The 12,548-nt window shown below is 66.0% G+C and carries 11 protein-coding genes; 9 read left to right on the top strand and 2 right to left on the bottom strand.

What is annotated here, in order from left to right:
• The first annotated feature begins 23 nt into the window (after positions 1 to 23).
• The 9 genes from KO516_RS20430 (at position 24) to KO516_RS20390 (ending at position 10,314) form a co-directional block, all read left to right on the top strand.
• Positions 24 to 1,061 carry an extracellular solute-binding protein gene (locus KO516_RS20430; RefSeq protein WP_216005631.1) on the top strand — a complete coding sequence of 346 codons (1,038 nt, stop codon included), beginning with the start codon at positions 24 to 26 and terminating at the stop codon, positions 1,059 to 1,061.
• A gap of 5 nt (positions 1,062 to 1,066) precedes the next feature.
• The gene (locus KO516_RS20425; RefSeq protein ID WP_216005630.1) at positions 1,067 to 2,149 is read left to right on the top strand and encodes an ABC transporter ATP-binding protein; all 1,083 of its coding nucleotides are present in this window, start codon (positions 1,067 to 1,069) and stop codon (positions 2,147 to 2,149) included.
• Entirely contained in the window at positions 2,146 to 2,964 is an 819-nt protein-coding gene (locus KO516_RS20420; protein WP_216005629.1) for an ABC transporter permease, read from the top strand. The genes KO516_RS20425 and KO516_RS20420 overlap by 4 nt, the downstream gene beginning before the upstream one ends.
• A complete protein-coding gene (locus KO516_RS20415) occupies positions 2,961 to 3,761 on the top strand; it encodes an ABC transporter permease (RefSeq protein WP_216005628.1) in 801 nt (266 codons plus the stop codon). The genes KO516_RS20420 and KO516_RS20415 overlap by 4 nt, the downstream gene beginning before the upstream one ends.
• Positions 3,758 to 4,654: a polysaccharide deacetylase family protein gene (locus KO516_RS20410; protein ID WP_252737758.1), complete on the top strand. Its 897-nt coding sequence runs from the start codon at positions 3,758 to 3,760 to the stop codon at positions 4,652 to 4,654. The genes KO516_RS20415 and KO516_RS20410 overlap by 4 nt, the downstream gene beginning before the upstream one ends.
• Entirely contained in the window at positions 4,651 to 5,985 is a 1,335-nt protein-coding gene (locus KO516_RS20405) for an amidase (protein ID WP_216005627.1), read from the top strand. Before KO516_RS20410 ends, KO516_RS20405 begins: the two co-directional genes overlap by 4 nt.
• Positions 5,985 to 6,722, top strand: a complete 738-nt coding sequence (locus KO516_RS20400; protein ID WP_216005626.1) for an aspartate/glutamate racemase family protein — start codon at positions 5,985 to 5,987, stop codon at positions 6,720 to 6,722. The genes KO516_RS20405 and KO516_RS20400 overlap by 1 nt, the downstream gene beginning before the upstream one ends.
• 77 nt (positions 6,723 to 6,799) lie before the next feature.
• Positions 6,800 to 8,194 (top strand): dihydropyrimidinase, encoded by a 1,395-nt coding sequence (hydA, locus tag KO516_RS20395; RefSeq protein WP_216005625.1) that lies wholly within the window; start codon positions 6,800 to 6,802, stop codon positions 8,192 to 8,194.
• A 218-nt stretch (positions 8,195 to 8,412) separates the two neighbouring features.
• Complete coding sequence (locus tag KO516_RS20390; protein WP_216005624.1) at positions 8,413 to 10,314, top strand: propionyl-CoA synthetase; 1,902 nt, start codon at positions 8,413 to 8,415, stop codon at positions 10,312 to 10,314.
• Between the two features lie 166 nt (positions 10,315 to 10,480).
• On the opposite strand, the gene KO516_RS20385 is transcribed toward KO516_RS20390, so the two are convergent.
• Positions 10,481 to 11,329 (bottom strand): 2-keto-4-pentenoate hydratase, encoded by an 849-nt coding sequence (locus KO516_RS20385; RefSeq protein WP_216005623.1) that lies wholly within the window; start codon positions 11,327 to 11,329, stop codon positions 10,481 to 10,483.
• 62 nt (positions 11,330 to 11,391) lie between these two features.
• Positions 11,392 to 11,775 (bottom strand): VOC family protein, encoded by a 384-nt coding sequence (locus KO516_RS20380; RefSeq protein ID WP_216005622.1) that lies wholly within the window; start codon positions 11,773 to 11,775, stop codon positions 11,392 to 11,394.
• Between the last annotated feature and the right edge of the window lie 773 nt (positions 11,776 to 12,548).

Genomic DNA, 12,548 nt, shown 5'->3' with positions numbered 1-12,548 from the left:
AAACCGACGGAGAGACCCCGATCATGACCACCTTCACAAGACGCTCCTTGCTCAAGACCTCGGCCCTCGCGGCTGCGGGCACGCTTGCCACCCCGGCGCTGCTGCGCGCGCAATCCACTGAGCTGGTGATCGGCTGCGCCGGATCGCACACCGCGTGGATGGAAGCGATCGTCATCCCCCATATGAAAGCGGCCATCGGCGCCGATATCCTGTTCGAAGGCACCAAGTCTTCGGTCAACCTCGAGAAGATGGCGTCGAACAAGGATGCGCCCTACCTGTCGGTTGTCCAGATGGATGACCCGGTGATGATTCAGGCGGTCGAGGCCGACCTGCTGACCCCGATCTCTGAAGAGGCGGTGCCCAACCGCGCCGATCTGCGCCCCGATGCGGTGCATATGGAGGGCATGTGGTGCAACTATGTGCAGCCTTGGGCCGGGGTCGCCTATAACACCGATTTCGCCGATGGTGTGCCCAGCTGGGAGGCGCTCTGGGCCCCCGAAGCCGCCGGGCAGGTGATCATCCCGTCGCTGCAGAACACCGAAGGCATGTGGACGCTGTTCGTGGCGGCAATGCTGGGTTCGGGCAAGCCGTTCTCCGAAGCGCAATACGAGATCGACGCCGCTTTCGCCAAGCTCGAAGAGCTCAAGCCCAACCTGCTGTCGGTCTATTCGACCATGAGCCAAGCGTTCAACCTGCTGGAGCAGGGCGAGATCTCCATGCTGGCGGGCAATTTCTCCAGCTACACGCTGCCGCGCAAGGCCGAAGGCGTGCCGGTTGATCTGGCCGCGCCCAAGGAAGGCATCTTTGCCATGCCATCGGGCATCTGCCTCGTGAAGGGCGGGCCGAACCCCGAGCTTGCCGCCGCCTATGTCAACGAGATGCTGGGCGCCAAGATGCAGGCCGAGATCGCCGATTTCGCCAGCTCGGTGCCGGCGAACACCACCGTCACGGCCGGTGCGGTCATCCCCGAAGGCGTGCAGATCTATAGCCCTGACTGGGCCTTCGTCGCCGCCAACCGCCGCGACTGGATCGAGCGCTTCGACAAGCTGATGGCGCTGTGATCGCGATGCTGGACAGGGCACCGGTGGCGGCGGACAGACGCTATCTCGACGTGGTCGGGGTTGGAAAATCCTTTCGAGGCACCCGTGTCATGTCCGGCATGGATTTCCGGGTGGAGCGGGGAGAGCTTGTGTCTCTGCTCGGTCCCTCGGGCTGCGGCAAGACCACCTTGCTGCGCATCATCGCCGGGTTGATGGATGCGGATGACGGTGCGGTGGTGCTGGGCGGGCGCGACATCAGCCGCCTTCCGGCGCACCGGCGCAACGTGTCGGTGGTGTTTCAGAACTATGCGCTGTTCCCACATCTGACGGTGGCGGAAAACGTCGCCTTCGGGCTACGGGCACGCGGCACGCCCAAGGCGCAGATCGATGGCCCGGTGCTCGAGGCGCTGGCGCTGGTGCGCATGGACAGCTTTGCCGATCGTCCGATCAGCGCGCTGTCGGGCGGGCAGCAGCAGCGCGTCGCGGTGGCGCGGGCGCTGGTGGTGCAGCCCGATCTGCTGCTGCTCGACGAGCCGTTCTCGGCGCTGGATCGCAAGCTGCGCGAGACCATGCAGGTCGAGCTGAAGACCCTGCTGCGCGACCGTGGCATCACCGCGATCTTTGTCACCCACGATCAGGAAGAGGCGATGGGCGTCTCCGACCGCATCGCGGTGATGAACGCTGGCAAGATCGAACAATTCGCCGATCCTTCCATGCTATATGCGCGGCCTGCCTCGCCCTTCGTGATGGATTTTGTCGGCTTGTCGACCCGGATCAGCGGCAAGGTCAGCGCGGTTCAGGACGGCATTCTGACGTTGAGCACCGCCTATGGTACGCTGTCGGCGCCGGGCGATCTGCCCATCGGCAGCGCCGCGCAAATCGGCGTGCGCCCCGAGCTGATCTCGCTTGGCGCCGGGGAAAACGCGCTGAGCATCACGCTTGAGGATGCCATGGTGCTGGGCTCCAAGACCGTGCTTCATGGCCGCGCCGAGGACGGCGACCGGATCCTGTGCGAGCTGCCCGGCATCCGCACGGGCCTAAGCCGGGGCGAGAGTGTGACCCTTGGCTGGGCGGTGGGCGATACGCTGGTCTACGGGGGCGGGGCATGAACCGGATCACGTTGCTGGCGGTGCCCGCGCTGGGGTTTCTGGCCATCCTCTACGCGTTGCCGCTGCTGATGCTGCTGGCCAAGTCGGTCAGCACCGCAGACGGGCTGTCGCTGGCCGAATACCGCAGCTTCTTCGCGGATGAGCACAACATGCGGGTGATCTGGCGCACCCTGCGGGTGGCGGCGCTGACCACGCTACTGGCGCTGGTCATCGCCTATCCCACCGCTTTTGCCATGAGCCGCGCCAAGGGGCCGTGGCTGACGGTTTATCTGGTGGCGATGGTGCTGCCGATGTCGCTGGGCGTGGTGGTCAAGGCCTTTGCCTGGTCGATCCTGTTCCGCGCCAACGGGGCCCTGAACGACGCGCTGCAATGGTTGGGGCTGATCGAACGCCCGGTGCGGATGCTGTTCACCGAAACCGCGCTGGTGGTGGGGGCGGCGAATGTGTTCCTGCCGTTCATGGTGTTGCCGATCTATGCGGTGGTGCGCCAGCTTGACGCGCGCCTGCCCGAGGCCGCCGCCAGCCTTGGCGCGACCCCGATGTTCCGGTTCTTCAACGTCACGCTGCCGCTAACCCTGCCGGGGGTGGTGGCCGGGTCTGCCTTTACCTTTTCGCTGGCGGTGTCGATGTATGTCATCCCGTCGTTGATCGTGGGCGAGCGCCAGCAGACCATGTCGATGCTGATCGCCCGGTCCTTCCTGTATCTGCGCAACGAGCCGCTGGGCTCGACCATCTCGGCGGTGCTTCTGGCCATCGCGGTGGCCGTGGTCGTGCTGTCTAGCATCGCTGCCCGCCGTCTAGGAGCCCGCCAATGACCCGCACCGACGAGATTTTCCGCGCCCTCAGCTGGGTCGTGGCGCTGGGCTGCGTCGCCTTCCTGATGCTGCCCATCGTGATCACCGTGGTGGTGTCGTTCAGCGACTCGCCGGTCTATACGCTGCCACCCCCCGAATGGTCGCTGCGCTGGTATCGCTCGCTGGGCGAGCGCTCGGGGCTCTGGGATGCGGTGACGATGTCGCTGAACATCGCGCTGGTATCGACGGCGCTGGCGCTGGTGCTGGGCACGCTTGCCTGCGTGGCGGTGAGCCGCGGCGATTTCCGCGGGCGCGAGGCAATTGCCACCTTTGCCGTGTCGCCGCTGATGATGCCGGGGCTGGTGGTGGGCGTGGCGCTGTTGCAGTTCTTCCGCGAGATCGGCCTGCGCGATGCCTATTGGTCGCTGCTGCTGGGCCATATCGTCATCACGCTGCCCTTTGTCATGCGCACGCTGCTGGCGTCGATGTCGGCGTTCGATTTCTCGCTGATCGATGCGGCGCGCACATTGGGACTGAGCTATCCCAAGGCGATCCTTAAGGTGTTGGTGCCCAGCCTTGCGCCCGCCTACCTGACCTCGGGGCTGTTCGCCTTTCTGGCGTCGATGGACAATTACCCGATCTCGATCTTCCTGACCGATGCGCGCAACAAGACGCTGCCGATCAAGATGCTGCAATATCTCGAAGAGCAGCCCGACCCGTCGCTGGCGGCGATGTCCTCGGGGTTGATCCTGCTGGCGGTGATCGTGCTGGCGTTTGGCGCGCGCACCGTGGGCCTGAACCGGATGATCCAGGGATGAGTGCGCTGAACGATCCAGACCGCCGCGATTTCCGGGGCTATCATGGCGCCGAACCGGCGCCCTGCTGGCCGGAGGGGGCGCGGCTGGCGGTGTCCTTCGTGGTCAATGTCGAAGAGGGGGCGGAATATGCCATCGGCGATGGCGATGCGCGCAACGAATCCGTCTACGAGATCCGCGAAGAGGTCGAACACGTCCCCGATCTGTGCATGGAAAGCCATTTCGCTTATGGCACGCGGCAGGGCTATGGCCGCATCGTGCGGGCGCTGGGCAAGGTGGGCGCGCGCGCAACCTTCAGCACCTGCGGGCGGGTGGCCGAGCGTGCGCCTTGGCTGCTGGCCGATGCGGTGGCGCGCGGGCATGAGGTGTCGTGCCATGGCTGGCTGTGGGAGCGTCACGCCAACATGGACCGCGCGCATGAGGCGTCGATCATCGAGCGCACTCATGCCGCGATTACTGCCGCCACCGGCATTGCGCCGGTGGGTTGGCACACGCGCTCTTCGGCCTCGGTCAATACCCGCAACCTGCTGCGCGAACGGGGCGATTTCCTCTATGACAGCGATGCTTATGATGATGACATCCCGCGGATGCAGGGCACGCATGTCATCCTGCCCTATGCGTTCGATACCAACGACATGCGCTTTTCGCCCGGCGGCGGCTTTGTGCAGGCGCGGGATTTTTCCGATTACGTGATCGGGGCGTTCGACCGGCTTTATGCCGAAGGCGCCGAGGCGGCGCGAATGATGTCGATCGGGCTGCATCTGCGGCTGATCGGGAGGCCCGGCCGGATTGCCGGGCTGGAGGAGGTGCTGGCGCATATCGCCGCGCACAGGGGCGTCTGGATCGCCCCGCGCCGCGACATCGCCGCGCATTGGGCAAAGGAACACAGCATATGAACCCCATGGATCTGAGCGCGCAGGCGCTGGCGCAGGCGATCACCGAAGGGCAGATCACCCCGCGCGCCGCCGCCGCCGCCGCGCGCGCCCGCGCCGAGGCGCTGAACCCGGCGCTGAACGCGCTGACGCTGATCAACCCGGCGCTCGAGGCCGAGGCAGACGCGGTGGCCGCGCGGCTTGCAGTGGGCGAGACGCTGCCATTGGCCGGTGTGCCGGTGGTCATCAAGGACAACATCTGGGTCGGAGGGCTGCCGATCACCCAAGGCTCGAAGCTGTTCGAAGGCTTCATCGCGCCGCAGGACGCGCAGGCGGTGGCGCTGCTGCGGCAGGCGGGGGCGGTGATCCTTGGCATCGGCACCTGCTCGGAATTTGCCTGCAAGGGGTCTACCAACACGCCGCTATATGGCATGACGCGAAATCCGGTGAACCTTGCCCGCACGGCGGGGGGCTCGTCTGGCGGGCCGGTGGCGGCGGTGGCGGCCGGCATGGCGCCTTTGGCGCTGGGCACCGATGCGGGTGGATCGTCGCGCCGCCCCCCGGCGCATACCGGTCTTGTCGGGCTCAAGCCGACGCAGGATCTGGTGCCTTACGGTCCGGGCTTCGACGATCCGGTCTATGGCATTTCGGTGCTGGCACCGATCGCGCGCAACGTCGGCGACGTGGCGCTGATGATGTCCGTGCTGAGCGGGCTGCCCGAGGCCGCGCCGCTGGACGGCCCCATCGCCTTTGCCGCCGATTTCGGGCTGGGGCAGGTGCTGGACCCGGATGTGGCGGCGAATTTTGATAGCAGTATTGCGGCGCTCAGCGGCGCCGGGCTGACGCTGCACCCCGATGCGCCCGACTGGAAGGGGTTGAACGGTGCGTCGGTTATGCCCTTGCAGCACGCGGGGCTTGCGGCGCTGTTTGGCGCGCGCTGGCAGGCCGAGCCAGAGCTCTTCGATCCCGACCTCGGGGCGCAGATCGACTCCGGGCTGGCGCTGAGCGGGCCGGATGTGGCGCGCGCCCATCATGCCAGCCAGTGCATTCGCGAGATCATGAGCGATTTCCTGACGGGCTACGCCGCGATGATCACGCCCACCACCTCCTGCGCGGCATGGCCGGTCGAGCTGAGCGCGCCCACGACCATCGCGGGCAAGCCCTGCGGCGGGCGCGACCACGCCGCCTTTACCTCGCAGCTCAACCACGCTGGCTGCCCGGCGATCTCGGTTCCCTGCGGGGTCGACAGCGAGGGCATGCCGCTGGGCCTTCAGATCATCGCCGCCAAAGGGCAGGATGCCGCGCTCTTGGCGCTGGCGGCGCGGATCGAGACCATCCTTGGGGGGCAGGGCTGATGCGCCTGCTGCTGATCAATCCCAACATGACTGTCTCGTTGACAGACAGCATGGCGGGCGTCGCCCGTCAGGTGGCGGGGGACCGCGCCGAAATCGTTGCCCTGACCGCTCCGCGCGGCTTTCCCTATATCGCCTCGCGCGCCGAGGCGCAGATCGCCGGGGCCATCGCGCTGGAGATGATCGCGGAGAACCTCAGCGGCATCGACGCGGTGATCCTCGCGGCCTTTGGCGATCCGGGGCTGGTCGCCGCGCGCGAAATCTTCGATGTGCCGGTCATCGGCATGGCCGAAGCGGCGATCCTGTCGGCGGCGATGCTGGGCGAGCGGTTTTCCATCGTGACCTTTTCGCCGGTGATGCGCCGCTGGTACAGCGACAGCGTGGCGCAGACCGGGTTGTCGGCGCGGTTCACCGGGGTGCGCACGCCCGCGACGCATGATCCCGATGTGCTGGCCTCGCGCCATGCGCGGCGCGATGCGCTGGTAGCGTTGGCACGCGATGCGGCGCAATGCGACGGGGCCGATGTGGTGATCCTTGGCGGTGCGCCGCTGGCGGGGCTTGCACCCGAGATTTCCCCCGAAATCCCGGCGGTGGTGCTGGACCCGATCGCAGCGGCGACGGTGCAGGCAATGGCGCTGGCCGGGCTGCGCACCAGCGGTCAGCGCCGGGCCGCGCGCCCGGTGGGCAAGGCGTCGGTCGGGCTGGCCCCGGCACTGGCGCAGGTCATCGCGCTGGACTGACTGCCGCACAAGGCGGGTATGGCGCGCGCAGGACACCGACTAAAGTTTTGAGGCCAAAGTTTTGAGGACTGAACGACATGATGCATGACCTTGTGATCAGCGGCGCCCGCGTGGTTTGCCCCGGCGTGGTGAGCGATTGTGACATTGGCATCAGTGGCGGCAAGATCGTGACGCTCGGCGCCGGGCTTGAAGGCGCCGAGGTGATCGACGCCGCCGGGCTGATCGCCATGCCCGGCGGCATCGACAGCCATGTGCACATCGCGCAGCCCTCTGGCCCCGGCATCGAGATGGCCGATGATTTCGCCTCTGCCACGCGCTCTGCGGCCTGTGGGGGCAACACCACGGTGATGCCCTTCTGCCTGCCCGAGGCGGGCCAGACCCTGCGCGAGGCGGTGGCTGCCTACCACGCCAAGGCCAAGGGCAACTGCCTGACCGATGTGTCGTTCCACCTGATCGTCACATCAACCGATCCGGTGACACTTGGGCAGGATCTGCCGGCGCTGATCGCGCAGGGGCTGACCAGCTTCAAGGTGTTCATGACCTATCAGGGGATGCGGCTGAGCGATGCCGAGATCCTGCAGGTGATGGATGTGGCGCGCGAGCAGGGCGCGCTGACCATGGTGCATGCCGAAAACGAGGACGCCATCGAATTCCTGCGCGACAAGGCCGAGCGGTTGGGCGACACCGCGCCCGTGCATCACGCCCGCACCCGCCCCGTGCCGGTCGAGCGCGAGGCGACGCACCGCGCCACCACGCTGGCCGAGGTCGCGGGCGTGCCGGTGATGATCGTGCATGTGTCGAACGGCGCGGCGCTGGACGAGATCCAGCGGGCCAAGGCGCGCGGCGTGCAGGTGCTGGCGGAAACCTGCCCGCAATACCTGACGCTGACGGCGGATGATCTCGACCGCGCGGGCTTTGACGGTGCCAAATGGGTGTGCTCGCCGCCGCCGCGCGACACCGCCGAACAGGCGGCGATCTGGGCCGGGCTGGAGCAGGGGGCGTTCGATGTGTTTTCCTCGGATCACTGCCCGTTCCGCTTTGCCGATCCGGCGGGCAAGGATGCGCCCGGGGCGCGCGCCTCGTTCCGCAATATCCCCAACGGCATTCCCGGCGTGGAAACTCGCCTTCCGATCCTGTTCTCAGAAGGGGTGCGCAAGGGGCGGATCTCGCTGACCGCCTTTGCCGCGCTGACGGCCACCAACCATGCCCGCATCTATGGGCTGAAAGACAAGGGCGCCATCGCCATCGGCAAGGACGCCGACATCGTGCTCTGGGACCCCGAAGCAAAGCGCACCATCTCGCAGGACATCCTGCACCACGGCGCCGATTACACGCCATGGGAAGGTTTCGAGGTGACGGGCTGGCCGGTGCGCACCATCCTGCGCGGGCAGACGGTGGTGCAGGATGGCGCACCCGTCGACTCGGCGCCGGGGGTTCATGTTGCGCGCGAGGCTCCGGACGTGTCGCGCTAGGGCCGTCTTTGCAGGACGCGACTTTGCAGTTATGCAAAACACGCCTCAGGGGCGCTGCGATCTGCGAAACTCTGGGGGCTTTGCAAAATTTGCACGGCGGTTTTCAGCTTAGTTCGCAAAACTTCGCGAAATCTGCGCAGGGTTTCCGGTAACATACTTGCCTCAGCGGAAAGCGATCCCTACCACCTTTGGTCAGAGGTGAGAGGAGGATGTTACGCATGGGTTACAAGGACGTGTACGCGGCCTGGAAGGCCGATCCCGAAGGGTTCTGGATGGAGGCAGCCACGGCCATCGACTGGGCCAAACCGCCATCAAAGGCGCTCTTTGACAAGGGCGAGAACATGTATGAATGGTTCTCGGACGGCATGGTCAACACCTGCTGGAACGCGGTGGACCGCCATGTCGAGGCCGGGCGCGGCGATGAGATCGCCATCATGCATGAAAGCCCGATCACCCATGCCTCCAAGGGGCTGACCTACGCCGAATTGCGCGACCGGGTCGCCAGCCTTGCCGGGGCGCTGCGGATGCGCGGCGTGGAAAAGGGCGACCGGGTGATCATCTACATGCCGATGATCCCCGAAGCGCTTGAGGCGATGCTGGCCTGCGCGCGCATCGGTGCGGTGCATTCGGTGGTATTCGGCGGCTTTGCCGCAAATGAGCTTGCGGTGCGGATCGACGATTGCACGCCCAAGGCGATCATCGCGGCGAGCTGCGGGCTCGAGCCGGGGCGGGTGGTGCATTACAAGCCGCTGCTCGACAACGCCATCGAGCTGGCGCGCCACAAGCCGGAATTCTGTGTCATCTTCCAGCGCGAACAAGAGGTCGCCAAGCTGATCCCGGGCCGCGATTTCAGCTGGCATGGCTTTCAATACGGTGTGAAGCCCGCCGAATGCGTACCGGTCGAAGGCAACCATCCGGCGTATATCCTGTATACCTCGGGCACCACCGGCCAGCCCAAGGGCGTGGTGCGCTCCACCGCCGGGCATTTGGTGGCCCTGCAATGGTCGATGAAGAACATCTACAACATCGAGGCCGGGGATCGGTTCTGGGCCGCATCGGATGTTGGCTGGGTCGTGGGGCATTCCTATATCTGCTACGGTCCGCTGATCGTCGGCGCGCAGACCATCGTGTTTGAAGGCAAGCCCATCGGCACGCCGCATGCGGGGGTGTTCTGGCGGATCATCCAGAACCACCGGGTGAAATCCTTTTTCACCGCGCCAACCGCGCTGCGGGCGATCCGGCGGGCGGACCCTGACGGCGAATACATCCGCCGCTACAAGCTGCACGATCTTCAGGCGCTGTTCCTTGCCGGCGAGCGCGCCGACCCAAGCACCATCGAATGGGCGCAAAAGCACCTTGGCGTGCCGGTGATCGACCATTGGTGGCAGACCGAAACCGGCTGGGGCATCGCCGCCAACCCGCTGGGCATCGAGGAATTGCCGATCAAGCTGGGCAGCCCGTCGGTCGCCATGCCGGGCTATGACGTGCGTATCCTTGACGAGGGCGGGCACGAGGTGGCGCCCGGCACGCTGGGGGCCATCGCCATCAAGCTGCCGCTGCCGCCGGGCACCCTGCAAACGCTGTGGCAGGCCGAGGACCGGTTCCGCAAATCCTACCTGACGACCTTTCCCGGCTATTACGAGACCGGCGATGCGGGGCTGACCGACGAGGACGGCTATCTCTACATCATGTCCCGCACCGATGACGTCATCAACGTGGCGGGCCACCGCCTGTCGACCGGCGCCATGGAAGAGGTGCTGGCCGCGCATCCCGATGTCGCGGAATGCGCGGTGATCGGGGTGTCGGATGCGCTCAAGGGGCAGATGCCGCTGGGCTTCATCTGCCTCAGCTCGGGGGTGGCACGCGACAGCGCCGAGGTCTGCCGCGAATGCGTCAAGCTGGTGCGCGACAAGATCGGCCCGGTTGCGGCGTTCAAGCTGGTGGCGGTGGTGGATCGTCTGCCCAAGACCCGCTCGGGCAAGATCCTGCGCGCGACCATGGTCAAGATTGCCGATGGCGAGGCCTACAAGATGCCCGCGACCATCGACGACCCGGCGATCCTCGACGAGATCGAGGTGGCGCTCAAAGCGCTTGGCTACGCCACCACGGTTCCGGCCTGACGCGAAACGCGCCGCCCTTGCGGGGGCGGCGCCTGTGCCTTGGTGCGACGCGGCGCGATGATCCTGCAAGGCGCTGCGACCTGCGGGCGCGGATGTCGCCTCGTTCGACAGTGCCGGAAAGGGTCAGGGCGGTGCCGTGCCTTTGGGCAATCCGCCGGGTCCGGGATCAATCCGAGAAGCTGACGGAAATCTGCGGATCGCCCGGCAGCCCGCTATATTGCACCGCCGCGCCGCCCCCGACCTTGCCCACCGGGATCAGCGGGCCGAACGAGCCGACGCTGACGATATCGCCCGCCTTGAGCACGATGCCTTCGGACATCAGCCAGAGAAGGGCATTGGCCGGATGGCCCAGCACCGCCGCGCCCGGCGCTTCTGATAGCACACTGCCGTCGTCGGCGCGCAGGGTCACGGTCATGCTGGACAGCGCGGCGCTCATCGCGGCGGCATCGGTGATCGGGATGTCGGCCCCCATGACGCCAAGCCGCGGCCCGACCCCCATCGCCGTCAGGGTTTCGCCGGTCAGCGGCTCGCCCTTGGCGACACTCAGGTCGGGCAGTTCGATGAACGGGCGCAAGGCCGAGACATGTTGCAGGATCTCTTCCGGCGTCGTTGCCTGCGCAATGGCGTCATCCGCGACGATCATCAGCAGGTCAGCCTCGACCATCGGCACCGCGCCAAAGCTGGCGGTGATGGTGGCGCCGTCTTCAAGCAGCATGTCGCGGTACAAAACCCCATGCACCGGGGCGCTGACCCCGAACCGCTCCTGCGCGGGCTGGCTGGTCAGCCCCGCCTTGTAGCCGACCACCGGGCCAAGGCTGGGCGTCAGCGCCGCGACCAGCTTGGCTTGGGTGCACAGCGCGTCCTGCATGTCGCCGCCGATGCCAAGCGCCTTGGTGGGGCTCAGCGACAGGTAACTGGCGACAAAGGCCGCGATCTCGTCATCGCTGGCGCAGGCTGCGGATGCGGCCTCTGCCAGCGGGGTCAGGGCCAGCGCGGCCAGCATGGCGCGAAACATGATCGGTTCTCCTCCCGTATAGCGCGAGAAACCTGCCAGCCCGTGCCGAGTCTGGCAAGCGCTCACGCCTCGTAGAGTTCGAGCGGCAGACCGTCGGGATCGTTGAAGAACGTAAACCGCTTGCCGGTGAATTCGTCGACGCGGATCGGTTCGACCGCGACGCCCGCTGCCTCGAGCGTCTGTTTCGCCGCCGCGACGTCGGGCACGGTAAAGGCAAGATGGCGCAGGCCCTGCGCTTCGGGGCGCGAGGGGCGCGGCGGCGGAGCGGGAAAGGAAAAAAGCTCGATCTGCCCGCCGCCGGGAATGGCAAGGTCAAGCTTCCAGCTCTGGCGCTCCTCGCGCAGCGCTTCGTTGAGGATCGTCAGGCCCAGCGTGTCGACGTAAAAGGCGCGACTGAGGGCATAGTCAGAACAGATGATCGCGACGTGGTGAAAGGCTTGCAGCATGGGGGGTCCTGTCGGTTGCGGGCAGGGAGAGTAAGGGCCGATTCAGCCGCGGTCTGCAAGCGGGCCGCTGGCAGCAGGGCGCGGCTGGCATGTGTGAAACAGGTAGTGGTTGTCTCCAAGGTGTTAAAAACGAATTTAGTTTCAGCAGCTTGTACTGGGCTGATTTGACATCGCAGCTTAGAGCTTTGAGGTGCGCAGCAATGGTAACTCGTTTTCGACGGGGCAACTTCGCGGCATTCACATGCCGGTGTGGCCATGAACGCGAGCTGTGCCCAAGCTTTGATGATGATGTGGCCGCTGACGTGCCAGTCGATGTGCTGAACGAGGGCGGTCTGACGCTGCGCGCCGAGGTGCTAAAGCGGTTTGGTTGCACCGGCTGCGGGCGAGTCTGGCGGCCCGACGTCAGATTTTTCTAGTCGCATTTGGCGTAGGGGGGTAGCTTGGGTGGGCCGAGGGCAAACGCTACAACACTCTGGCAGAATATGACGCTATTCAGCCCAAGCTGAAATGCCGGGCTAGCGCGAGAATACGGATTGGAAAGCAGGGCAATGCCAAAAATTATCAACCCACTGCTGCCGGGGGATACTCTGTACTTCTTACGCGTCTCGGGGAGGCTCGAGTGTGAGCCGTTCCCGGTCTATGTCGTAGAAGCCAAGCCTCGCGTCGGGTTTGATTTGGGCAAAGCATCCGACATTGTCCTGATTGATGCGGATAATCGCGAGGTCGGGCTGTCCTTGGACGGTGACTGGCCTGATGCCTAGGGTCAGGATGCA

It is taken from the genome of Citreicella sp. C3M06 (assembly GCF_018860705.1).
Classification (GTDB): domain Bacteria; phylum Pseudomonadota; class Alphaproteobacteria; order Rhodobacterales; family Rhodobacteraceae; genus Salipiger.
The sequence above is the reverse complement of the archived record's forward strand: the minus strand, read 5'-3'. Positions and strand labels throughout refer to the sequence as shown.

Bases quoted from the DNA above. Each gene is read 5' to 3' on its own strand.
- KO516_RS20400 (WP_216005626.1), top strand. From the start codon at position 5,985: ATGCGCCTGCTGCTGATCAATCCCAACATGACTGTCTCGTTGACAGAC.
- KO516_RS20420 (WP_216005629.1), top strand. From the start codon at position 2,146: ATGAACCGGATCACGTTGCTGGCGGTGCCCGCGCTGGGGTTTCTGGCC.
- KO516_RS20410 (WP_252737758.1), top strand. From the start codon at position 3,758: ATGAGTGCGCTGAACGATCCAGACCGCCGCGATTTCCGGGGCTATCAT.
- hydA (WP_216005625.1), top strand. From the start codon at position 6,800: ATGATGCATGACCTTGTGATCAGCGGCGCCCGCGTGGTTTGCCCCGGC.
- KO516_RS20430 (WP_216005631.1), top strand. From the start codon at position 24: ATGACCACCTTCACAAGACGCTCCTTGCTCAAGACCTCGGCCCTCGCG.
- KO516_RS20390 (WP_216005624.1), top strand. From the start codon at position 8,413: ATGGGTTACAAGGACGTGTACGCGGCCTGGAAGGCCGATCCCGAAGGG.
- KO516_RS20425 (WP_216005630.1), top strand. From the start codon at position 1,067: ATGCTGGACAGGGCACCGGTGGCGGCGGACAGACGCTATCTCGACGTG.
- KO516_RS20415 (WP_216005628.1), top strand. From the start codon at position 2,961: ATGACCCGCACCGACGAGATTTTCCGCGCCCTCAGCTGGGTCGTGGCG.
- KO516_RS20380 (WP_216005622.1), bottom strand. From the start codon at position 11,775: ATGCTGCAAGCCTTTCACCACGTCGCGATCATCTGTTCTGACTATGCC.
- KO516_RS20405 (WP_216005627.1), top strand. From the start codon at position 4,651: ATGAACCCCATGGATCTGAGCGCGCAGGCGCTGGCGCAGGCGATCACC.
- KO516_RS20385 (WP_216005623.1), bottom strand. From the start codon at position 11,329: ATGTTTCGCGCCATGCTGGCCGCGCTGGCCCTGACCCCGCTGGCAGAG.